This is a genomic window from Actinopolyspora xinjiangensis (assembly GCF_900104475.1).
Lineage (GTDB): Bacteria > Actinomycetota > Actinomycetes > Mycobacteriales > Pseudonocardiaceae > Actinopolyspora > Actinopolyspora xinjiangensis.
In genome coordinates this window covers 39,274-62,466 of sequence record NZ_FNJR01000018.1, presented here as the reverse complement: position 1 = coordinate 62,466, position 23,193 = coordinate 39,274, and the positions used below count along the sequence as shown (strand labels likewise).

At 67.9% G+C, this 23,193-nt stretch carries 18 protein-coding genes; 11 read left to right on the top strand and 7 right to left on the bottom strand.

The features are described from left to right. Window positions 1-2 precede the first annotated feature (2 nt). The 3 genes from BLQ75_RS21430 to BLQ75_RS21420 all read right to left on the bottom strand — a co-directional run bounded on the left by BLQ75_RS21430 (window position 3) and on the right by BLQ75_RS21420 (window position 3,876). On the bottom strand, window positions 3-1,847 hold the full coding sequence (locus tag BLQ75_RS21430; RefSeq protein ID WP_092604475.1) for a RiPP maturation radical SAM C-methyltransferase: 1,845 nt from the start codon (window positions 1,845-1,847) through the stop codon (window positions 3-5). Between the two features lie 207 nt (window positions 1,848-2,054). Continuing rightward, window positions 2,055-2,858: a ferritin-like domain-containing protein gene (locus BLQ75_RS21425; RefSeq protein ID WP_139183059.1), complete on the bottom strand. Its 804-nt coding sequence runs from the start codon at window positions 2,856-2,858 to the stop codon at window positions 2,055-2,057. A 523-nt stretch (window positions 2,859-3,381) separates the two neighbouring features. After that, complete coding sequence (locus tag BLQ75_RS21420; protein WP_170837618.1) at window positions 3,382-3,876, bottom strand: hypothetical protein; 495 nt, start codon at window positions 3,874-3,876, stop codon at window positions 3,382-3,384. 216 nt (window positions 3,877-4,092) lie between these two features. On the opposite strand from BLQ75_RS21420, the gene BLQ75_RS23995 reads away from it, so the two are divergent. The 5 genes from BLQ75_RS23995 to BLQ75_RS21395 all read left to right on the top strand — a co-directional run bounded on the left by BLQ75_RS23995 (window position 4,093) and on the right by BLQ75_RS21395 (window position 7,521). Beyond that, window positions 4,093-5,592, top strand: a complete 1,500-nt coding sequence (locus tag BLQ75_RS23995) for a sensor histidine kinase (protein WP_139183058.1) — start codon at window positions 4,093-4,095, stop codon at window positions 5,590-5,592. A 17-nt stretch (window positions 5,593-5,609) separates the two neighbouring features. Next, window positions 5,610-6,026 carry a roadblock/LC7 domain-containing protein gene (locus BLQ75_RS23990; protein WP_211481537.1) on the top strand — a complete coding sequence of 139 codons (417 nt, stop codon included), beginning with the start codon at window positions 5,610-5,612 and terminating at the stop codon, window positions 6,024-6,026. Then, window positions 6,023-6,379 carry a DUF742 domain-containing protein gene (locus tag BLQ75_RS21405; RefSeq protein ID WP_092604470.1) on the top strand — a complete coding sequence of 119 codons (357 nt, stop codon included), beginning with the start codon at window positions 6,023-6,025 and terminating at the stop codon, window positions 6,377-6,379. The genes BLQ75_RS23990 and BLQ75_RS21405 overlap by 4 nt, the downstream gene beginning before the upstream one ends. Next, window positions 6,357-6,944, top strand: coding sequence for a GTP-binding protein (locus tag BLQ75_RS21400; RefSeq protein ID WP_092604469.1), 588 nt, complete (start codon window positions 6,357-6,359; stop codon window positions 6,942-6,944). Before BLQ75_RS21405 ends, BLQ75_RS21400 begins: the two co-directional genes overlap by 23 nt. Window positions 6,945-7,020: 76 nt before the next feature. Then, window positions 7,021-7,521, top strand: a complete 501-nt coding sequence (locus BLQ75_RS21395) for a GAF domain-containing protein (protein ID WP_211481536.1) — start codon at window positions 7,021-7,023, stop codon at window positions 7,519-7,521. Window positions 7,522-7,658: 137 nt separating this feature from the next. Here the strand turns inward: BLQ75_RS21395 and BLQ75_RS21390 are convergent, their stop codons facing one another. From BLQ75_RS21390 to BLQ75_RS21375, 4 genes are all read right to left on the bottom strand, one after another. Next, the gene (locus BLQ75_RS21390; protein WP_092604499.1) at window positions 7,659-8,858 is read right to left on the bottom strand and encodes an acyl-CoA dehydrogenase family protein; all 1,200 of its coding nucleotides are present in this window, start codon (window positions 8,856-8,858) and stop codon (window positions 7,659-7,661) included. Window positions 8,859-9,245: 387 nt separating this feature from the next. Beyond that, complete coding sequence (locus BLQ75_RS21385) at window positions 9,246-9,563, bottom strand: hypothetical protein (RefSeq protein ID WP_139183057.1); 318 nt, start codon at window positions 9,561-9,563, stop codon at window positions 9,246-9,248. 263 nt (window positions 9,564-9,826) lie between these two features. After that, window positions 9,827-10,153 carry an antitoxin gene (locus BLQ75_RS21380; RefSeq protein WP_211481534.1) on the bottom strand — a complete coding sequence of 109 codons (327 nt, stop codon included), beginning with the start codon at window positions 10,151-10,153 and terminating at the stop codon, window positions 9,827-9,829. Between the two features lie 595 nt (window positions 10,154-10,748). Then, the gene (locus tag BLQ75_RS21375; protein WP_092604497.1) at window positions 10,749-11,126 is read right to left on the bottom strand and encodes a DUF1330 domain-containing protein; all 378 of its coding nucleotides are present in this window, start codon (window positions 11,124-11,126) and stop codon (window positions 10,749-10,751) included. Window positions 11,127-11,319: 193 nt separating this feature from the next. Between BLQ75_RS21375 and BLQ75_RS24550 the strand changes: the two genes are divergently transcribed. The 6 genes from BLQ75_RS24550 to BLQ75_RS24545 all read left to right on the top strand — a co-directional run bounded on the left by BLQ75_RS24550 (window position 11,320) and on the right by BLQ75_RS24545 (window position 23,070). Then, complete coding sequence (locus tag BLQ75_RS24550) at window positions 11,320-11,442, top strand: hypothetical protein (protein WP_280137865.1); 123 nt, start codon at window positions 11,320-11,322, stop codon at window positions 11,440-11,442. A gap of 381 nt (window positions 11,443-11,823) precedes the next feature. After that, window positions 11,824-12,555, top strand: a complete 732-nt coding sequence (locus BLQ75_RS21365; RefSeq protein ID WP_139183056.1) for an EF-hand domain-containing protein — start codon at window positions 11,824-11,826, stop codon at window positions 12,553-12,555. Window positions 12,556-12,568: 13 nt separating this feature from the next. Further along, entirely contained in the window at window positions 12,569-14,083 is a 1,515-nt protein-coding gene (locus BLQ75_RS21360; RefSeq protein WP_092604464.1) for a PfaD family polyunsaturated fatty acid/polyketide biosynthesis protein, read from the top strand. A 17-nt stretch (window positions 14,084-14,100) separates the two neighbouring features. Then, window positions 14,101-18,801: a type I polyketide synthase gene (locus tag BLQ75_RS21355; RefSeq protein WP_092604463.1), complete on the top strand. Its 4,701-nt coding sequence runs from the start codon at window positions 14,101-14,103 to the stop codon at window positions 18,799-18,801. Then, a complete protein-coding gene (locus tag BLQ75_RS21350; RefSeq protein WP_092604462.1) occupies window positions 18,794-22,069 on the top strand; it encodes a hotdog family protein in 3,276 nt (1,091 codons plus the stop codon). The genes BLQ75_RS21355 and BLQ75_RS21350 overlap by 8 nt, the downstream gene beginning before the upstream one ends. Continuing rightward, on the top strand, window positions 22,066-23,070 hold the full coding sequence (locus tag BLQ75_RS24545) for an SDR family oxidoreductase (RefSeq protein ID WP_092604461.1): 1,005 nt from the start codon (window positions 22,066-22,068) through the stop codon (window positions 23,068-23,070). Before BLQ75_RS21350 ends, BLQ75_RS24545 begins: the two co-directional genes overlap by 4 nt. The last annotated feature ends 123 nt before the right edge of the window (window positions 23,071-23,193 follow it).

The following is a 23,193-nucleotide window of genomic DNA, read 5'->3' as shown; positions in this document are numbered from 1 at the left end:
GGTCAGGCACGCCGTGTCTCGAGCTTGACGGGGACGGAATGGGTAGCGAGCGCCAGATAGTGACCGTGCTCCACGAACACGAGCCCGCGCGCGTCCAATTCCGACAGCCACGCGTCGAGCTCACCGTCGGTGATGCCGAACCCCTCCCTGTCGCGTATCTTGCGTAGACCACCGGTGGTCCGGCCGTGCTCGAGCTCGCCGTACAGCGCCACGAGTTCTCTACCGCGGATCTCGTGATCCGCGGGTTCACGCCCCACGCGCCGATCCGAGATCCACAGCAGCTCGTCGTCACCACTCACCTCCAGCGAACTGTCCTGGTAATGCTCGATCCAGCGCTCGATCGCCTCTTTGAGCCCGGAGATCTCCTGCTCGCTGAGACCGCGTTGTTCGGCATCGAACAAATACACCATGTCCTCCAGGGACTTCTCCGGAAGGTTGTACACGTACTTGTACTGCTGGGCGGGACGAAGCTCGTTGAAGCCCAGTGCCGAGTCGTTGAAGTACGGGCTGAACCGCTCTATGAGGATGCGAGCGGCATTCGCGGGTGGCTGCAGATGGTGTAGTCGGTCGAGTTGTTCCAAGACGGGCAGGTAATCGGAGAGCCGTTCTCCGGGGAAGCCGTACAGCCAGTTCCATGAGACCGTCAGGCTGGCGGACTCGCAGTCCCGCAGCGTTCGAACGTTACGGATACCGGCGACGCCCTTGTCCATGAGCTTCAGCACCGGAGAGACCAGCGACTCGATCCCCGGCTGCACATGCGCGACGCCAGCGCCTTTGAACCGGGCTATGTGCTCGCGGGTCAGGTTCGACTTGGTCTCGTAGTGGATTCGGACGTCCCACCCCAGTTTCTCGATCTCGGGAAGAACCGTGGAGAAGTAGCCGTTGTCGATGATGTTGTCGACGGTGATCACGTCCAACACCTGATGTTTCTCGACCAATGTCGAGATCTCGTCTATTGCCTGCTCCGGCGTTTTCGCTCGGAACTTCATCAGTGATCCGTTGAGGCCGCAGAAGGTGCACTGATGCTTCTCACCCCACCAACAGCCGCGCGAGGTCTCGATTATCAGCTGGGGTTCGATGTGCTCCGCCACCGGCGACGTCTCCAGCAGCTCGAACCAGTCGTCGTAGTCCGGGACCACCAGTTGATCCGGCTGGACCGGCCCCCTGGCAGGTGGGTTCGCACGGAGCTCGGCCCCGTCGCGCCAACTCAGCCCGGCAACGGGTGTGAGATCCGAGCCGGCGTGGAGACGGCGGATGAGCTCGGGGAAGGCGATCTCCGCCTCGCCGCTGACCACGAGATCGATGAACTCGAAGTTCCGATGCAGCGCCGGGCCCATCGCACCGTCGCAGTTGCCCCCGCCGAAGACGATCGTCACATCGGGGTGTCGCTCCTTGATCATCCGCGCGAGCGCCAGGCTCGGTACGTTCTGCATGAACGTCGTCGTGAACCCGACGATGTCCGGGGCGGTGTTCATCACCGCGCTGTATGCCTCCTCGAGGTAACCGGCGGTGAGCTCTCGCATCTCGAACGCGAGTTCGAGGTCGATAGTGCGTCCTCGCGCGTATTCCCGGAACGCTTCGACCCCGAAGTCCGCTCCGTAGAGGTTTCCGGCGAAGATCCAGTCGCCGATCTCGTCGAACAGACCGTTCTCGGCGATATCGGTGTACTGTGGAACCCCCAACTCGCCATCGGTTCTCTCCATGAGGTACTCGCACCAGTGGATGCCACCGTGATAACCACTCGGTACTTCGAGGCCCTCGCGACGGCAGGCGGAACGGAGCAAAGCGATGGGCAAGGACGGTGACTCGAGTGCCTGCCATGGCATGGACGCAAGCGTTATCCGCATGGTTACCCCTTCCGATTCGTGGCGGTTCCGGACAACTCGCTCCCCGGCAGGTGCCGGGAGCCGGGCTACTCGCTCGGCCTCCCGGCGCCTGATCCGACGTCTTCCGTCAGCTGGACGTCTTCGTCTTCGAGACGCTGGTGCGGATGACGTACCGGCACACACCGCGGGTGCGGTTCTTGATCTCGACTCGCTTGATGGCCATAATGCTCACCTCCCCTCGATCACGACTCGGGCCGAGGCCATTCGCTGGCGATGACGGGCGGTGAACCACCGCTCGAAGTCAGCGGGATCCTTTCCCGTGAGTTCGGAAAACATCGCCGACAGGGCCGTGACATCGGCGTGCTCGCGAATGCGTTCGAGCCAGGCATCGCCGTGTTCCCGCAGGGCGGCGCTGAACTCGGGGTCCCGGCAGGCACGTGCCAGGTGGGACACGCCCATAGCGACGTGTCGGTTCTCGTCGTGGCGGACGTGTTCGTAGATGCGCGCTGCCGGGTGGCCCTTGAAATACTCGGTGAACAGGTGGAATTCGTCGGCCGCGAATCCCTCGAGAACCGTGTGCGCCAGCACTTTGCCGGGGTACGGCAGGGAAGTCAGGGCTTCGTCGAGCGGCTCCAGCATTTCGAAGCATTCCTCCGCGTCGCCGCCGAGGTGTTGCGCGAACCTCAGGAAAGCGTCGGCATGCCTTGCCTCGTCCGAGGCGGCTGTCGCCATGTCGAAGCGATACGCGAGATCATCGGTTTCCGCCGCGAGAGCCGCGGCTGTCACCAGACCAGCCTGCTCCGCGTAGTAGCCCCTCGAGGCGAATTTCCAGGCGACCTCCGTGCGTGGATCTTCGGTTTCCGGACTGCTGAGAAGTTCGCTCACCTTCCAGGGGCGGGCGTTCAAGCCGTTGGTAAAGAGCCGGTAGACCACTTCGTCCGTGTACAGGCCCTCTGGTCGGATCAAAGAAATAGCGGCCCCCTGTTTGTGATCTTGATCACACCCTACTGAGGAGAGCTTACTGGTAATCAAAACGACCGTCTAAGGTGAGCGCCGAGATTACCTCCGCGGAGGGAAAGAAAGACTCTGTTAGAGTAATGTGCTCCGCGAGACTCATCCGCTACGCGGACAACATGAACAGCGACGTCGCGCTCGAGGCCGAGTTCGAGCGGACGCGCTTCCGTCGACCACCGGACCCTACGGCGCAACCGTTCGTTCCACCGCGCCCTCGCGGAGGATCGCACCCACGTTCACCGCTTTTCGTCGGCGGCCGACGACCGAGCCGTTCTCCCGCGAGCAACGTGCTGTCACCCTTGTCGACCCAAAGCGACTCAAGCCAGTCGCACTGGTTCCACTTACTGGACTCCCCTTCGGGGCGATGGATTACTCGGTGGCGCGCTGTGCGGCGCTGTGTTCCCCGTGGCCTCACGCCTCGTGCACCAGTGGGGCAGACAACGGGCCCGATGCGGAGCGGAGCGGGAACACAGCACGGCCGGTCCGAACCGGTCCGGCCACATGGACATCAGGGTGGTCACGAACGGCGTGGCGCCGGAGATCATCGCCAATATCCAACAAGATCGGCGACGCACCGGCGGAGCGGTGGCGCCTGGCGCGGGTCGGGAAACCACGCGGCCTGCGCCCCAGCCAGGGCGTTCTGACACACCGCTCGGAAGATTCCCACGATGATCATGATGGCGGTCAACGACGCTTGGCCAGCAGGAACATCGGAATCGCCCGGAGAACGCCGAACAGCGCCCCACAGGTGGCGCCATCCGACTCGGTCGGTCGGCCCGCCCCGGGCGATCGTCGCGGCGAGACACATCGCCGCGATCGTCTCGCCGCTGGTCGCCGGCCGCCCGGACTTCAGGGACCAATTCATGTGGATGACCGACACCGCGTAGCCCGCGGTATCGGCGACGCGCGGCCCGACGCCGCACAGCACGTCACGCCAGCCCTCTCCCGGTACCCGCACGGTCGGCGCCTTGCCGATCTCCCCTGTCGGGGTGTGCACCCTGGCCTGCTCGGTCACGAGTTCAGGGTTGCTCCTCACGGAGGATCAGAGTACGTACAACTGGCTGAGGTACGATCTGTATCCGCAAGACCACACAGGATAATCCACCTGATGGAGCTGCGAGGAGTGGCGGGCATGGTCGGTGGCACCGTCCGTGGATGCGTGGAACAGGGTGAGCTGGAGATGCCACGTTCGTTGATTCGAGTGTGACGCCATGCCACCCGTCCTTTGTACATCACTGCGTTGAGGACTTTGATGTCTGCACTGTTACCTACTGCCGGCTGTCTTGAGGCAGACAACCCTGAGGGCTGTCGGGATCAAGCTGCCACGGATCTACGGGACCGCATCCTGTGGCCTGCTCTGCTGCCGGTGGTGCCTCTGCTCGTCGTGCTTGGCACTGTCACCACTATGCTCGTGATCGCCGATCGTTCATTTCTGGGAGCAGCGCTCACGCTTTGTGCTCTGGCGATCGTCTCGGCCCTGCTGATCGGTCTCATCGTCTTCAAGCGGACCAAGAACGATGTCGGGCGCCTCCTGCGAAGGCACGACGCGGTCAGGGATGGCACTGCCGTCCCCTCCTCCGACGCGGCTTCCACTTCCGATGGGCGTCCCTCCCCGTCGTACGGCAACGACGCGCTCCAGACCGCGTTCGCCAAGCTGGCGCGGGGTCTGGAGGCCATGGCCGACCGAGCGATCACCGAGATCGACGAAGCCGAACATCAGGTAGAAGACCCCGATCTTCTCGCACGCCTGTTCCGCGTGGACCACCTCGTCAACCTGTCTCGCCGACAGGCGGAAAGTCTGGCCATACTCGGCGGCAAAGCACCGCAGCGGCAGACGCAGGAGGATGTGAGCCTCCAGACCGTGCTGCGTTCAGCCGTGGCTGAGATCGAGCACTACTCCCGAGTGAAGATGACCGCGGTCGGGGGAACGCTCAAAGGCCCCGCCACCGCTGAGGTGATTCACCTGTTGGCGGAGCTGCTGGAAAACGCCACCCAATTCTCCAGTGACAACACTCCTGTGGTGGTGCGGACCGAAACCGTCACGGCCGGCGTGGCCATCGAGATCCAAGACCGCGGTCTCGGTATGACGAGCGAGGAGATCCACCGGTACAACCGCCTGCTCGAGGACGCCGATCGGGTCGACCTCGACGAACTTCTCGCGGACGGACGGATCGGACTATCGGTGGTCCGGGTCCTCGCGCAGCGCTACGACATCAGGGTCCGCCTGCAGACCAGCATCTACGGAGGGATGGAGGCGGTCGTCCTGCTGCCGGACAGCTTGCTCAGCACCTCGCCCCGGGAACCCGCGCAGCCCGGTCACATCGCCCAAGATCTGACGCCCACACCGCCGGCCAGCGGACCACCACCGAGGGTTTCTCGTTCTTACTCTGCCAGCCGTATGCAATGGACCGGCGAGGTAGCGGAGCCGGTCGCCGGACCTTGGCCCGAAGAAGACGCGTCGGCACCGCCCACTTCCGAACCCGCATCGACGCCACAGCCGGCACCGGCCGCTCCCCCTTCGACAGAGACGATGAGCTCACCCGCGGGCAAACACCGCCGCCGAGGCGACGCGTCACAGCTTCCGCAACGCAGGCCCGGCACGGACAATCTTCCGGAACCGTTGCGGACACCGCGGGAAAGCGTCACCCCGATCCCCGGCCACAATACGGGGTTGTTGAGTGCCTTGGGCCAGTCCGAGACCGATCAGTCGGCGTCCTCGGAAGATCGGAAAGACCCCTCGACGTCCACCTGACCCCCAAGGAGTCGATCGTGACCCAACCACAGGATCTGACCTGGCTACTCGCGAACCTGGTCAACCAGGTCCCCCACACCCGAAGCGCCCTCTTACTGTCCACCGATGCGATCCCGCGGTTCTACTACGGCCTGGAGCGTGACGACGCGGACCGGCTGGCTTCCCTGGCCAGTCCCTTGTGCTCGTTGGTCCAGGAAGTGGGCAAGTGTTTCGGAGGTGGACACGGGATGCGCCAAGCCAACGCCGAGCTCGGTGACGGCAGCATCCTGGCGATCACGGCCGCCAGCGCAGGCAGCATTCTCGCCGTCCTGGCCGACAGCACGGTCAACGCCGGGGTTCTCAGCTACGAGATGCAACAGCTCGGCAGGAAAGTACCCAGCAGTCTGGCCACACCGTCCCGACGTTCCCCGACTGAGGAGAGTCGGCCGGTATGAACGCATTCGACGGTCGATCGCAGCGGGAACAGGGGATACGTCCCTACCTGGTCACCAACGGACGCACCCACCCCAGCGCGCCACTGGACCTGCTGTCCATGGTCCGCAGCACAGGGCAGGTTCCTCACGACGTGCTGGGTCCCGAGCACTCCCAGACGTTACGTCTGTGCCGCTCCCCGACCACAGTCGCCGAGGTAGCAGGACACTTGCGGCAGCCCGCCGTGGTAGTCAAGATTCTGCTTTCCGATCTCATCGGCACCGGTGCGGTAACCACTCACGATCCCACCGCGACCGCTGACGTCACCCCGGACTTGATCGAGAAGGTACTCCATGGGCTTAGAAGCCGACTCTGACCTGTTCCCCTGGCAGCTCAAGATTCTCATCGCGGGTGGATTCGGCGCCGGAAAGACCACCTTCGTCGGCGCGTCCAGCGAGATCGAGCCGTTGAACACCGAGGAACACCTCACCACGGCCAGTCTCGACACGGACAGCCTGGCCGGTGTGGAACGCAAGTCCACCACCACGGTGGCCATGGATTTCGGCCGCATCACCTTCCCCGACGACAACGTCGTGCTGTATCTGTTCGGCACACCGGGCCAGGAGCGGTTCTGGTTCATGTGGGACGAGTTGTCCCGCGGCACTGTCGGTGCGATAGTGCTGGCCGACACGCGCCGACTTCAGGACTGTTTCGGAGCGATCGAATTCTTCGAGCAACGCGGGATCTACTTCCTGGTCGCCGTCAACGAATTCGACAACGCGATGTACTACACCCCCGACGAGGTGCGCGACGCTCTGGCGCTGCACTTGAGCGTTCCGCTGGTGATGTGCGACGCCCGCGACGCCCACTCCGCGACGCGGACACTCATCACACTACTCGAACACGTATCGACGACGTCGTCACAGCACCCGATCGGCTAACCCCAGGAAGGGCATGATGTCCGCCACCAATATGCGACTCGTAGGCACACCACCGGATCCGCACGTTCAGCACCGAATGGAACGTTTACGAGAACTCGGCATCCGGGAGGAACCGGACCCACAGTTCGATGCCGTCGCGCGCCGACTCGCCGAGGCCGCGGGCGCCCCCTACGCGATGGTGAACATCATCAGCGGCCAGCGGCAGTACTTCACCGGGCTGTACACTCGAGCCGAGTCCCAAACCAGCGCCGCGATGGAAGCGGCACAAACGGCTGTGTCGCCGGGGCGGGAGATGCCGAAAGATCACGGATTCTGCCCGCACGTGGTGGCCCGCAGGCTGCCACTCGTCCTCGGCGACGTCTGCTCCTATCCGCGGTTCACCAGCAATCCCGTAGTGGATCAGATCGGGATCCGGTCCTACATGGGGGCCCCGCTCATCGACCACACCGGCCTCGCGCTGGGCACGGTCTGCACCGTCGCGCCGGAGACCCAGTCATGGGGCCGCCCCGAACTGGAGACGATCAAAAGCTTCGCGGCCGAGGTGATGGAGTTGATGCACGGCCGCGAGCGCCCGTGACGTCCGAGGAGCGCACGGCGTAGCGCTCATGCGGGGACATCTCCAGGACACGCCGGTCCACACGTCGCCCCGTTGAGGATCCGTGTCCGCCGCGGTGGGTAGATACTGGCGGGCACGGACCCCCTCCGCAGCGCATGTCAGCCCGAGTGTGGAAAAACACCGAGCTGGGAGGCCAGTCGCTCCGACCATGGGGTATGCGAGGTCCCCAGGGCCGTTTCGGCCAGCCGCAACCGTTGGATGTCGGAGGTGCCGGCGGGGGCGAAGATGTGGTGCGCGTCGCGGAGGTAACGTTCCACCGGGCTGTCGGTACCGAGCCCGTACGCGGCGTGCACCTCCATCGCGGTCCGCGCCGAATCGAGCGCGTACTCCACGTTGACGAGTTTGGCATTGATCAGCTCCGCGTCACACGGCATGGCGTTGTCCAGCGAGTGCGCGGCGTGATACGCGGTCAGTTGGGCCGTCATCAACTGGGACTGCATCTGCCCCAGTTTCTGCTGCACCGTCGGCAGCTGGGACAACGGTTGTCCGTAACGGTACTGCCGCGCCGCGAAGGCGACGGTCTCCTCTACCAGGGCGCGGTGGATTCCCAGCGCGACGGCGGTCAGGTTGGGCCGCCCGTAGAGGATGCTGGAGCTGTAGGCCACCGCCAGGCCCTGCCCTTCGTCGCCGAGTCGGTTCTCGGCCGGGACGCGGCACTCGTCGAAGACGAGTTCGCCGTAGCTGAACCCGTGCAACCCCATCGATGCCTGGTGCTCCCCGAGGGAGAACCCGGGTCGGTCCGGTTCCACCAGAAACGCCGACAACCCCCGGGATCCCTCCCCGGTGCGAGCCACCACACCGTGCAGGTCGCCCACGTGACTGTTGCCCACGAAGACCTTGTGTCCGTTGAGCACGTACTCGTCGCCCTCGCGGCGCGCGGTCGCCGTCATACCGAGTACGTGGCCGCCGGAGTCGGGCTCGGTGACAGCGATGGTCGGCAAGCAGCGTCCCGCGCTGATCTCCGGAAGCCACTGGTGCCGCTGATCCGTGTTCCCGAAGTGCAGGATCTTGGCCACCCCCAGCTGGGAGGCCTGCACCATGGCACCCATCGCCGCGCTGACCCGCGAGAGCTCTTCGATGATGATGGATTTCGCCAGATGCCCCAAGCCCATGCCACCGTACTCAGGCCCGATCGTCACCCCGATCCAGCCCTGTTCGGCGATCAGACGGGAGAGCTCATACTGGACCGACCGGCAGTGCTCCATCTCCGGAATGTGCGGACGCACCTCGGTCTCGGCGAAGCGACGCACCTCATCACGAAGACGGTCGTGACTCGCAGTGGTGAACAGGCTGTCCATCGAGACCGCAACGTTCATGCTTCTCCAATACCCGGTCCGGGCCGTCGATGCCTACCGTCTGGGGCGTACGGATGATCAACAGGCTCGCACGAGCGCTCCAGACGAGGTACCACCTTCATGGGGATTGACCTGAGGAACTCGCACCACGCGACACGTGATCTCCGCGACTGGTTCCCCGAGCAGAGTTGGGCGACCGTGCGCCAGGCCTGGAACATCAGCGAGGGCGACTTCCTCTTCTCCGGCGAAACCGTCCTCGGCGGATCCGGGATCCGCTCCAGCCCCGAAAGGCACGAGGAGCTGCGGCAGTTCCTCGGAAGACCGGTAATCAGCCTGGAAATCGTCGATCCGCGATTTTTCCACTCCGGACACAGCACCGGCCGTACTCGATCACGGCGAGGTCATGTACTTCCCCGTGGTGTTCTCATCGGATAGCCCGGAGGTGCTCGACGGACTGTTTGCGGGCGCCCTGCTGACCGAGCGCAGCGTGGATCCACTCCAAGGCCTGGTAGTCGGTCCATCGTGGTCGGAGGTCAGAACCAGCACGACGATCACGGAGGCGTTCGTGCGGGTCGTGTCGATCATCCGGTAGCGGTCCCCGCTGTCGGAGACCGACAGCGACTTCTCGGTCAGGGCCCCGAGCGAGTCGAGCACCGGCGCCCACTCGTCGCCGCCCATCATGCGGCGGACACGGACGAGAACCGACACCGAGTGGTCGTCGAGTGTGACGTCGCACCGCACCGGCCCGTCACCAGCGTCATCGCCGGGTCGAGCTCACGGCGCATCCCGCTGGAGCAGCTCGACACCGACGAGTCGGGCTCGGAAGGAAGAACACGGGAGGAATCGAACGCTTGCGAGTGCCGCTGCTGGTCGCGGCATCGGGCACGAGCGCGTGACCGGCGTGAATCCGGTCGATCCTGCCGCCTGACCAGCGGGGCGTTCGATCCTGCCCGGCTCTTCCGCGAAAACCGTTACTGGCGGGATTGGCCACCTTGGGACTGGTCACCACTCTGATCGGGTCCCTGCTGTCCGGGATTTTGCCGATCTTCTTGGCCGCCCTGGGACTGCGATCCCTGCTTGTCGACGAAATTCCGGACCTGCTCGGTCCCCTTGGTGATCTTGTCGTGGTACTTGCCGCCGGTCTTCTCGTCGGCGAACGTCGACGCCTTGTCGATCCCCTGCTTGACCTTGTCGGGGCTCTTGCCGGCGAGCCCCTTCAGCTTGTCCATCATGCTCATGTCGATCTCTCCTTCGCCGAGTCGGTGAACGGCCCACTCGAGTTCCTCGGACGTTGCCACCGCTCTACCCTGATCACGGGCCTGTTAAACCCGCCGCCCCTTCCGCACTCATGAGCAGCCGCGATTACGCCTCGTCATGTCAACGATCCGCGGAGACGCGGTGTTCCCGAGGGGTTTGGGAACACGGAGTGGGTGTCGCGGAAGGTGTGGGAACGGAGCGTGCCGAAACCAGGGCATGCGAAGCGACGATCACCTGGCTGCGGCGATCGGCCGATGACGTGCCCGAGAGCTGAGCGTGTCCACGAGCGTCGGTGTGCGAATCGTGTCCTCGAGTCGACACGTCGCGCTCCACCGTCTGATCCCTCCGACGTGAAACCACCGTCTCTTGGGCGATCCGCTGGGAGGACGACGATTTCACGCGGACGAACCCCGGAACGGGCACGGTAGCCGGGCACGTGGCCTACACGGCGGAGGGACTCGCCCGTGTCCACATCGACGTGCCCGAAGTCCCAGCACATCGCCTCGTCGGCGGCGTCGCCGGGCTGCCCCGGAATGGCCGACAGCCCGACGTGCAGCTGACACCTGCCGGGGATCCGCCTCGCGATCCGGTGGTTGGCCGGAGGTCTGCCCGACGTTCACTCTCCGACCGAGCTCGTCAGGATTCGCGACGCGCTCCCCAGGGCAGAGTCGGCTGGAGCACGGCCTCGGCGAGGCCACGGGAGCGCAAACCGGTGATCTCCTGGTAGTCGGGATCCGCGACCATACGACTGAACGCCTCCGGGCCGGGGTATCGGACGAGCAGCACCGCGTCCCAATCCTGCCCTTCCTCGGCAACCAAGGGTGTCGTTCCATCGCCGGCATAGAGGACCTCACCTCCGTAACGCCGCAGCAAGGGCCTCGCCCGCCGCGAGTACTCCTCGTACGAGGCGCGGCCGTCCGGGGCGAACCGCAGCAGGTTGAGCATCACGAAGGGCCCGTCCGGGACTTCCTCCAGCACGCGTGCGAGATCGTCCCCCGTAGGATCGACTGCCATCGACAACTCCCTTTCGTAGTCGGACTTTCGTAGCGACAGCACTCGCTGCAGCACGAAGGTCGCCCGAGTCTAGTCGCCGAACACCAACATGCATACCGCCCAGTCGGTATGCCCTTCTGACACCTCGACGCGCGGCTGGTGTCGTCGGGTTCCGACCGGGGCGGGATCTCCGAACGTACGAGCGTGCTGCGAGATGCTGACTCGCAGCACGCTCGCCCCTCGTTTCGGCGCGGTGCTCGTGTTGTTCGCCGATGCCTTCCACACAGGCGACACCAACCGTTGCCCGGTCAACAGCGCACCGCGCAACTCGTCGTGACCGTACCCCTCGTCGGTGCGCGGCCTGCCGGGTTCACCTCGTCGTGCTCCGCGCTGGAAGCACACCCCTCGGAATCGCTCCACCCCGCCGCCACACACCACCCGGGCAGCCATCGACCGCATCACACCGGCCCGCTGCTCGCCCGTGCGCGACAGTGTCTGAAAATACGAGAGTCGACGATTTCGACGCGACGCCGGTACACGCGAACCCCACGAGCGCCTCGCGCTACAACACACATCGAATTATCGGAAAAATCTTCACTCATATAGCTGGATCGAGTGTTTTTTAAGATCAATAGCGCACAGAGTTGCTAATATCCCGCACGCAAGATCGCGAACGACGTTCCGACAGTGATCATGTCGTGAATTCGAAGGGCTCGTGGTGACGGAAATACCGAAGGACGACGAAACGGCAGAGGTGACCCGCAGGTCGGTACTGCGCGGCACGGCGGGTCTGGCCGCCGGATCCGTGTCCGGAATGGCCATGGCGGGCGCGGCAGCCGCCGAGTCCAAACCGGACGCGGCGACCACCATCGCCGCGGCGGAGCGACTGGCGGCGAACCAGGACCCGTACCTGCGGCGCAAGCAGCTGTGGATGTTCGACGTGCTGGACGATGACGGCGACGGCGCGGTGACGCCCGCCGACACGATGCGGTTCGCGCACCGCCTCGCACGGCTGACCGGCCACACCGAGAACTCACCGCGGGCACAGCAGCTGGAAGCCACGGTGAACCGGATCTGGCACTCGTTGGTGGTCAAACCCGCGTGGGTACCTGCCCAGGAACGACTGGACAGGGAGCAGTTCGTCACGGTGATGGCGAACAGCGTGGCGGAGAAGCCGGACAAAACGCTGCAGTACATCGGCGTGGTCACGAACCTGGCTTTCGCGATGGCCGACGAGGACAACGACGGACGGATCGCCCGGGACGACGGACTCCGGCTCGTCACGGAGGTGCTGCGCGTGGAGCGGGAGCACGCCGAGCACGCGTGGTCGGTACTGGACTCCGACGAGAACGGCTACCTCGGCTACCCCGAGATCCTGATGGCGGTCACCGACTTCATCATCAGCACCGACCCGCAGGCACTGGGCAACCGGGCGTTCGGACGCGTCTGACGCCGTGACAGGAGTGTTCGACGGCGCCGGTCTCGTCGAGCTCGCCCAGCGGGTGACGAAGCCGGCGCACTTGGTGGCACACGAGCGGGACGGCGCACTGGGACTCTCGGATCGGCCGATTCCGGGAGCCGTGGGCACGGTGCCGGCCTTGTACCCGGAGTGGCTGGGCGACCAGAGCTTCACCGAGGCGCACGACGTGCGGTTCCCCTACGTCGCGGGCGAGATGGCGCACGGTATCACCGGCGTCGAGCTGGTCGAGGCCATGGCGCGGGCGGAGATGCTGGCCTTCTTCGGGACGGCAGGGCTCGGCCTCGAACGGCTCGACCGGGAACTGGAACGACTGCGGACCCGTCTCGCCGGACGACGGAACTGGGGCGTCAACCTCATCCACCACCCCGACGACGCGGCCATGGAGGACGCGGTCGCGGCGCGCCTGTTACGCGCCGGAGTACCGAAGATCTCCCTGTCGGCGTTCCTGGACATCACCCCCGCCGTGGTGCGCTGCGCGGCCTCCGGACTGCGCACCGACACGACGGGCCGGATCATTCGGAAGACCGCGCTGTTCGCCAAGGTCTCACGCCCGGAGACGGCCGAGCTGTTCATGTCGCCGCCCCCTCCCGGCCTGGTTCGTCGGCTCGTGGACACCGGCGAGATCACCGAGGAGGAGGGCCGTCTGGTCAGCCGGATACCGGTGGCCGACGACATCACCGTCGAGGCGGACAGCGGTGGGCACACCGACGGCAGACCGCTGGTGTCGATCCTGCCCGCGGTCCTGTCCCTGGCGCGGCGGAAGAGCCCGGGAGTGCGGGTGGGCGCGGCGGGCGGACTCGGCGACCCGGCCGCGGTGTCCGCGGCGTTCGCCCTCGGCGCGGCCTACGTGCTCACCGGCTCGGTGAACCAGATGTCGCGTGAGGCCGCGGTCAGCGACGAGGCGAAGACCATGCTCGCACAGGCCGGGGTGGCGGACGTGGCGATGGCGCCGGCGGGGGACATGTTCGAACTCGGCGCCAAGGTCCAGGTGCTGCGCCGCGGCACCATGTTCGCCGGCCGGGCGGCCCGGCTGTACCAGCTCTACCTCGAGCACCCCTCGCTGGAATCGCTCCCCGCCGAGACCAGGGAATCGTTGGAGCGCGAGGTCCTCGGGGCCGGCCTGGACGAGGTGTGGCGACGCACCGAGGAGTACTGGGCGCAGCGCCGCCCGAGCGAGATCACCCGGGCGCAGGCGGACCCCAAGCACAGGATGGCGCTGGTCTTCCGCTGGTACCTGGGTAATTCGGTCACCTGGGCGGTCGACGGCACGCCCGGCCGTCGCAGCGACTACCAGCTGTGGTGCGGCCCCGCCGCAGGAGCGTTCAACACCTGGACCGCGGGCAGTTTCCTGGCCGAACCCGGCGGACGCACGGTCACGCAGCTCGCCCGCAACCTGCTCCAGGGAGCCGCCGTGCTCACCCGCGTGCACCAGCTGCGCGCGCTCGGGGCCCGCCTCCCCTCCGATGCCTTCGACTTCCGCCCCCGCCCACTGGTTTGAGAAACGGCAGAACGAACATGGACCACCGGATCGCGATCGTCGGCGTCAGCGCGATCATGCCGGGCGCGCCGGACGTGGACTCCTTCTGGCGCAACGTCGTCGAAGGACGCGACCTCATGACCGATGTGCCGGCCGACCGCTGGCTGATCGAGGACTTCTACGACCCCGACCCGGACGCGCAGGACAAGACCTACGCCCGCCGCGGGGCCTTCCTGCCCGAGGTCGAGTTCGACCCGATGGCCCTGGGGGTGCCGCCCCGCAACCTGCCCGCCACCGACACAGCCCAACTGCTGGCCCTGGTCGCAGCGGAACGCCTGCTGGCCGGGCTCTCCGACGCCGGGCTCGGCCAGATCGACGGCGAACGGGTCAGCGTGTTCCTCGGCTGCGCCTCCCTGCAGCTGCTCGGTGAGATGGCGATACGGTCCGGACGCCCGCAGTGGCATCGGACACTGCTGGACAGCGGACTGTCCGAAGCGGACGCCGACGCCGTCTGCGACCGGATCCTCGAGTACTCGTCACCGTGGCAGGAAGCGACGTTCCCCGGCATGCTGAGCAACGTGGTCGCCGGGCGGATCGCGAACCGCTTCGACCTGCACGGCACCAACTTCACCGTCGACTCCGCCTGCGCGAGCTCGCTGGCCGCCCTGTCGGTCTCGGTCGACGACCTGCTGCTCGGCCGCTCCGACATGGTGATCACCGGCGGGGTCGACACGCTCAACGACGCGATGACCTTCCAGTGCTTCAGCAAGACCCCGGCCCTGTCTCCCACCGGCGACTGCCGCCCGTTCGACGAGCACGCGGACGGCACCATGCTGGGCGAGGGCCTGGGCCTGTTCGCCCTGAAACGACTGGCCGACGCCGAACGCGACGGCGACCGGGTGCACGCCGTCATCCGCGGCATCGGCTCCTCATCGGACGGCAGCGGCACCTCGGTGTACGCGCCGCGAGACACCGGGCAGGCGCGGGCGCTGCGCCGGGCGTACGAGACCGCCGGCTACGGACCGGACACGGTCGGTCTGGTCGAGGCGCACGGCACCGGCACCGCCGTCGGCGACGCCACCGAAACAGCCGCCCTGCACTCGGTGTTCGAGGCGAGCGGGCGGACGGACCGCCAGTGGTGCGCGCTCGGGTCCGTCAAATCCCAGATCGGACACACCAAGGCTGCCGCCGGCGCCGCGAGCCTGCTCAAGGCCGCCCTGGCACTGCGGCACAAGGTGCTACCGCCGACGATCAAGATCGGCCGCCCGAACCCCGCGCTGAACCTGGAGAACAGTCCCTTCTACCTCAACACGCGGGCACGGCCGTGGATCAACACGACCGAGCATCCCAGGCGGGCCTCGGTGTCCAGCTTCGGCTTCGGCGGCTCGAACTTCCACGTCACGCTGGAGGAATACACCGACGAAACGGTGGGAGCCCGCCCCGCGGTGCGCTGCGAAGCACGACCGGGAGAACTGGTGGTGCTGTCCGCCGCGACGCCGCGGGAGCTGTTCTCGCTCGACCTGTCGGGAAGCCTCACGGCGGTCGCGCGGCGCTCCCAGAACGCCTTCCAGCACACGCGGGAGCACCGGCTGGCAGTGGTCGCCTCGTCCACGGAGGACCTCGAGCGGAAGCTGGAGCAGGCCCGGGAACTGGTCGGCACGAAGCCGTTCTCGACGCCCTCCGGTCTGCACTACGGTGTCGGGCGCGCTCCGGGTCGGACAGCGTTCCTCTTCCCCGGTCAGGGAGCCCAGTACGTCGGTATGGGGGCCGACCTGGCGACGCACTTCCCCCAGGCCCACGCGGTGTGGGACCGGCACGGAGTCTCCCCGCTGGTCTTCCCGCCACCGGTGTTCACCGACGCCGAGCGGCAGGCGCAACAGCACGCGCTCACCGACACCGGCGTCGCGCAACCCGCCATCGCCGCGCACAGCCTCGCGCTGCTGAACGTGCTGGAGACCGTGGGGGTGCGGCCGGACTGCGTGGCCGGGCACAGCTTCGGCGAGCTGGTGGGGCTGCACGCGGCACGCGCGTTCGACGAGGACACGTTGATGCGGCTCGCCGCCCGGCGGGGCGAACTGATGCGGGAGGGCTCCGGCGTCATGATCGCCCTGGACGCGGGCGTGGACGAGGTGACCGACCTCCTCGAGCGGCAGAACCTCGGTCAAGCCTGGATCGCCAACCACAACGGCCCGCGCCAGGTCGTGGTCGCCGCGACAGCCGAGGCGGGCGCGCTGGTGAGCAAGCACGCCAGCGGGGCCGGAATGACCGCGCGGACGCTCGACACCTCGGCCGCATTCCACAGTCCCCTCGTCGCTCCCGCGAGCGAACCGCTACGGGACTTCCTGTCCACGGAGACGGTGCGCGCACCGCTGCTGAACGTGTACGGCAACGCCACGGCAGCCGTGCACCCCTTGCGGCCGGCCGAGATCCGGCAGGCGATCGCCGACCACGTCGCCTCACCGGTTCGGTTCGTGGACATGGTGCACGCGATGCACGCCGACGGAGTGCGGATCTTCCTGGAAGTAGGCCCGGGAGGCGCGTTGACCAGCCTGGTCAAGGAGAACCTCTCCGACGGCCATGCGATCGCCCTGGACCGCGCGAGCTCCAACGGGGTGACCGGGCTGCTCGACGCGCTCGGACAGCTCACCACACTCGGCGTCCCGCTCGACTTCGCCGGGCTGTGGCACGGTCCGGAAGAGCCCGAACCCGCACGACCGGCGACGCCCATCATGATCAACGGAGGCAATCACGGCAGGCCCTACCCGCCGAGCTCGGAGTCCGCGCCGACCACACCGGCCCCGACGCTGTCCGGAACCGGATCCGGCAACCGGGATGACGAGACGCTGCGCGCGGTCGCCGAAGCCCAGCAGGAGGTCGCCCGCGCCCACGCGGCGTACCTGAGCATGGCCGAGAAGTCGATCGACGCGCTGACCTCGCTGGATCCGGACTCGGGCCACGGCCTCGGGCGGACCGCCGCTCCCTCGCCGACCTTCCAGACCACCACCTCACCACCCGCATCGGCCGAACCACCCGCGTCCCCCGACCCCCCTGCGATCTCCGAACCGCTCACCGCCTCCGTCGCCCCGGTGACCGCCACGCCCTCGGAACCCCTGCCGTCACGCGGCCTCGAGGAACTGGAATCCCAAGTGCTGGCCGCCGTGTCCGAGAAGACCGGTTACCCGGTGGAGATCCTGGAACCGCACATGGAGCTGGAGGCCGACCTCGGCCTGGACTCGATCACCCGCGCCCAGGTTTTCTCGGCCCTGCGCCCGATGTTCCCGCAGCTGGAAGGAATGGACCGGGAACGGCTCTCCCCGCTGCTGACGCTGCGAACCCTCGGCGAGATCGCCGACCGCTTACACGAGCTGCTGAACGCACCCGCCCAGCCCGTCACCACCGCCCCCGACGGGACGATCCGCCGACACGTGCCGACGCTGCGGCGCGCGCCCGCAGCGGGCAGCGCCATGCAGGAGCTCGGAACCGTCCTGGTCACCGAGGACGGAACCGGAGTCGCCGAGGAGACCGCACGACTGCTCACCGAGCGCGGCGTCCACGCGCGGGTCGGCACGGCGGCCGACATCACCACGCTGGAGGCCGACGGTCTGGTGTTTCTCGGCGGACTGGCCGAGACCGCGTCCGCGGACGAGGCCCTGGCCACCCAACGGGACGCCTTCCGAACCGCACAGGCGATCGCGCCCCGGCTGCGCGCCGCTGGCGGTGTCTTCGTCACCGTGCAGGACACCGGAGGCGGATTCGGCCACCGCGACGCGCGACGGCCCTGGATCGGCGGCCTCGCCGCGCTCGCTCGCACCGTCCGCTGGGAATGGCCGCTCGCCACGGTCAAGGCCATCGACTGCCAGCGTGCGAACCGCTCGGCGACCGAGACCGCCACCGCCCTCGTCGACGAACTGCTCACCGGAGGCCCGAACCTCGACGTCGCACTCGGCGCGGACGGCACCCGGTGGACGCTCGACGCCACGGAGGCCCCTGAACCGACCGCAACCGATGGCTGGGCCGGTGGATGGGCCGGTGGATGGGAAACCGACCCGGTGATCGTCGTGTCCGGCGGGACCGGTGCCGTCACGGCGGCGGCGCTGCGAGAGCTCGGATCCCGGCACCGCGCACGCTTCGTCCTGCTCAGCCGCGGTTCCGGCCGCGAGGTGGAAGGGCTGGAGCAGGTCCACTACCTGCGCGTCGACGTCCGGGACGGAAACGCCGTACGGACGGCGCTCGCCGACGTCCGGCAGCGGTGGGGCCCCATCACCGGCATCGTCCACGCGGCCGGGGTGCTGCACGACCAGCGGGTGGAGGACAAGACCGAGGACCAGTTCGAGGCCGTGTTCAGCACCAAGGTCGACGGGCTGCGAGCACTGCTGGACGCCACCCGAGAGGACCCACTGCGACTGCTGTGCGTGTTCTCCTCGGTCGTCGCCGCGACCGGCAACGCCGGACAGTGCGACTACGCGATGGCCAACGAAACCCTCAACCACGTACTCGCCACCGAACAGAACGCTCGGCCGGACGCGGTGGTCCGCTCGCTGCTGTGGGGACCGTGGGAAGGCGGCATGGTCACCCCCGAACTGGCCGAGGTGTTCCGTCTCGGCGGCGTCGACCTGATCCCCCTGCGAGACGGAGCGCGCGTCTTCGCCCAGGAGTTGAGCGCCCCTGCCGGCGACCCGCGCGTGCTGCTCACCGCCGGCCGCGCGCTGACGCGACTCGGGGAGGCCACCAATGGATGACCAGGACTTCGAGGTCATGCCTCGCGCTCCGCGCTCCCACCAGCCGACACCGGCCCCTAGGAGCGCGGCGGCACTGATCTCCGAACAGTTGCGGCAGGCCACCGAGCTCCACGAGCGCTTCCTGGCCACACAGGCGAGCCTTCACCCGTCCACCACCGGGAGGGCCACCGGAACGGCGACCGGGACGTCCGTCGAGCCCGCCACCGAACCGCCCCGCACGGCCCGCGCCACCGTCGAGCTCGACGGCTGGTACCTCGACCGGGCCGGCCGGATGACGGCCGGAGCCGTGCTGGACGAACTGCTGGCGCTGTGGCCGCAGCGCGACGGCGTGCTCGACGGCGAACTCACCTTCCACCACGCCCTGCCCGCACCGGGAGATCAGCTGCTCAGCTCGCTGACCGTCACCGGAGCGGCACTGCGAGGCGAGGTCGACGGCCACCTGTCATTGCACGGCAGCCTCTCGGACGGCTTGGACGTGCCCCTGCCGACGGAGCGCCCCGGTGCCACGTTCGGCACCGACGCGGTCACGGCGTTCGCCGAGGGCCGCCCGGCCGACTGCTTCACCGGTCCCGAGTGGGAGATCACACGCGCCCACGTCCGAAGCCCCGGAATCGGCTCACGACGCACCCTCCTGCTGCGCGAGGTCACCGCGTTCGATCCCGACCGCGGGCTCACCGCGACCGGCCGCACCCCGCCGACCACGTGGCGTTCGCCCGCCGCGCTGCTCGAAGGTGGCCTCCAAGCGATGGCGTTCCACCTCGCCGCGACCGGCCGCACGATCCACCACGACGGCTGGCGCTTCGAGCCACTGCCGGATGCGTCCACCCGCCTGCGGATCATGCTCAACGCTCCGAGCGGCACGCCCCGCTACCACCTCACCGTACGGTCGGTCACCGGCACGACCGCGCACGCGGACGTGGTCGGCACGATCGACGAGCGGGTGGTGCTCTGCGCCGAGGGGCTCGCCGTGCACCTGGTCGCCGACACGCCCCTGCCGCACTGGAAACTTCTCGGTCCCCCCGCGGTCCAGCACACCGGTGATCCGGTCCCGCTCAGCGCGCTCGCCGGTCTTCGTGGCCACGATGATCCGGCCGCTGCGACCATGGGGCGGATCCGCTACGACCACGCCACGATGCTCACCGCCGCTTGGGGACCGCGCGCCGAGATCCTCCCCGGTGCGAGCGACGACGCGTTCCGGCTTCCCGGACCGCCGTACCTGTTCCTCACCCGGGTCATCGAGCTGTGCGTCACCCATGGGGAGTTCCGCCTCGGCAGCAGCCTGGTAGCCGAGTACGACGTGCCCCGGCAGGTGTGGTTCCGCGAGCAGAGCGGGACGGTGCCGGTCGCCGTGCTAATGGAGATCGCGCTACAGCCCTGCGGCTTCCTGAGCGCCCTGATGGACGACGGGACGGCCGAGAGGCAACCGCGGATCCGCAACCTCGACGGTCGACTCTCGACGGTCCGCGAGGTGCCCCCCTACGTCGGCTCGTTACGCACCACGGTCGAGCTCACCGACATCGAGCACTGGGACGGCACGACGATCGAGACGTTCCGGATCCACTGCGAGGCCGACGGCGTCACCGCCCTGGAGGGCACCACGGTCTTCGCCCTGACCTCGGCGGAGCAGTTGACGATCCAGACCGGTCTGCCGGTGACCGACCACGACCGCTCCCGTGTCACCCGCCCCTGCGAGCACCCCGTTGTCGACCTGCGATCCCGCCCCGCCCGCTTCTTCGGGCGCTCCGCCCGCCTGCCCGGCCAGATGCTGCTGATGCTCGACCGGCTCACCGGCTACTGGCCCGACGGCGGCCCGGCCGGACTCGGACAGCTACGCGCCGAGTGCGACGTGCGGGCCGAGGCCTGGTACTTCAAGGCGCACTTCTTCAACGACCCGGTGCAGCCCGGTTCCCTCGGTGTCGAGGCGATGTGCCAGCTGCTGTCCTGCTACCTGATCCAGCGCGGCGTCGACGACGGGTTCCGCTTCGAGCCCGTCGTGCCCGACTCGTGGACGTATCGCGGCCAGATCCTGCCCTCCGACTCGCTCGTCACCGTCGAACTGGACGTGCTGGACATCGAGCTGGGGCCCGGTGGCGGGCACGCGGAGGCCGAGGCCTGGCTGTGGGTGGACGGTCGCAAGATCTACCACGTGCCCCGCCTGCGGGTGCGCGTGGTGCCCGGCACACCGGACTCGCCTTCCACGGTCGACACCGTACTCGACCCCGGGGCGGACACGTGGCTGGCGGACCACTGCCCCACCTGGACGGTCCCCGCCGTGCCGCTGATGTCGATCGCCGAACTCCTCGCCCGGTCCGCCGGAGACCGTGCCGGACGCCCGGCGCGAGTGCTGCGCGACCTGAGCATGCAGCGCTGGCTGCCCGTCGCTGAGCCGGTCCGGCTTCGTGCCACCTGCACCGACGAGCAGGCGCGGCTCGCGGTGTGGCACGAGGCCGGCTCGCTCTCCAGATTCGTGCCGGTGGCCACCACCACGGTCGGTTTCGAGCCGCCACCCCGCCCGGCTCGCTTCGCCCCGTTGGCGGACCTCGTGGACGTGCCGGACCCGTACGAGAACGCCAACCTCTTCCACGGGCCGAGCTTCCAGTACCTGACGGCGCTGAGGATGGGTTCCACCGGGGCCAGCGGCATCCTCGACGCCGAACGCGGATCGGTACCCCACGGCGCGCTGCACCAAGGATTGCTGGACGCCGCGCTGCACACCATCCCGCACGACGCGCTGCACCGGTGGGATCCGGCGATCGGGTCCGACCGGCTGGCGTTCCCGCACCGGCTCAGCCACCTCGCCGTGCACGAGCCGCTGCCCGACCACGGCGAGATCGAGGTCGAGGCCCGCTTCGCCGGCACGCTGCCGGACGACCTCGTCGCGATCGACATCCAGATGTGCCGGGGAGAACACGTGCTGGTCGCGTTCCGGACCGTCGTCGTGCACATCCCGGCCGGACCCCTGACCGAGGTTCCCGGTCCGGAACGACGCGCCTACCTGCGCGACGGCGCGCCCGACTCCCGCCTCCTGCTGACCGGCTCGGACGGAGTGCTGCGACGGCACGACGTGGAGCGGATCGACACGTTGCCGGGCACGGCCAACGCCGTCTACGGCCTGCCCGCAGGCGCCCGCAGCACGGAATGGCTGCCCCACATCGCCCTCAAGGAACACGTCGCCCGAACCACCGGTGTCCACCCGAGCACGGTCGAGGTGACCAGTCTCGACGACGTCAGCTGGGACGAGGACTCCGCCACCGTGAGGACCCCATGATCCTGATCACCGGAGCCTCCGGCGCCGTCGGCTCCGCCCTGCTGCGCGAGCTGGACGGCACCGACGAGGTCATCGCGCTCACCCATCACAAACCGGTCGGCACCGCTTCCGTGCGCGGCGACGTGACCCGGCCCTGGCTCGGTCTCCACCCGGCCGAGTACCGCGAGCTCGCGGCCAAGGTGGACGTGGTCGTGCACTGCGCGGCGGCCGTGAACCTCTCGGCCTCGCACGAGCACCTGCACCGGATCAACGTCGTCGGCACCGGCCACGTCCTGCGGTTCGTCGCGGACGCCGAAGCCCGCCTCGTGCACGGCTCCACGGCGTTCATCACCCGCGCGGGTGACGGCACCCCCATCGACGCGTATGCCGCCACCAAATCCGCGGGCGAGACCCTGGTCCGCGAATCCGGCCTGCCCGCCTGCATCGCCCGTATCTCCACCGTGATCGGCGACGTCCCGCGGCTCCAGGCGTTCCACTACCTGCTCGGCTTCGCGCTGTCCGGCCAGCTCCCCTTCCTGCCCTGCACGCCCGGTACTCGCGTCGACCTCGTTTCCCGGGACACCGTCGCCGCCGCGCTGGCCGCTCTCGCCCACGACCACGACGCGCACGGTGACCACTGGCTCACCGCCGGTCCGGCCGCCCTACCGATGGAACGCGTCATCGAGATCGCCACCGACGCCGTCGCCGCCCGTGCCCAGGACGACGAAGAACTGCGCGACATCGACCAGACGATCTTCCACACCCGGCTGATCGACCCCGCGGTGGCCTCCACGGTGCTCACCGCCGTCCTCTCCCGCTCCTCCAGTTCCGCGGCCCCCAGCGTCATCGAACGTGCCGCCAACCTCATGGCCGCCTACGACAACGCCGAGCCGTTCCCCACCTCGCTGGGCCGGATTCCCGCCGGCCCACCCGCTCCCACCATCGAGTCGAGTGAAACCGCTCTGCGCCACCTGGTCGACTACCTCACGGGGCTGCCCCGGCAGATCTGGGACCTGTCCTAGTGTGCTGCGTTGTTGATTCGTTGGCAGCAGGTCGCGAGGGTGTCGAGGATGTCGTCGGCGGTCTTGGTCCGGACGAAGGGCCCGGGAACGGCCTTCCAGGCCTCTGACCAGGTACGTCGGCTC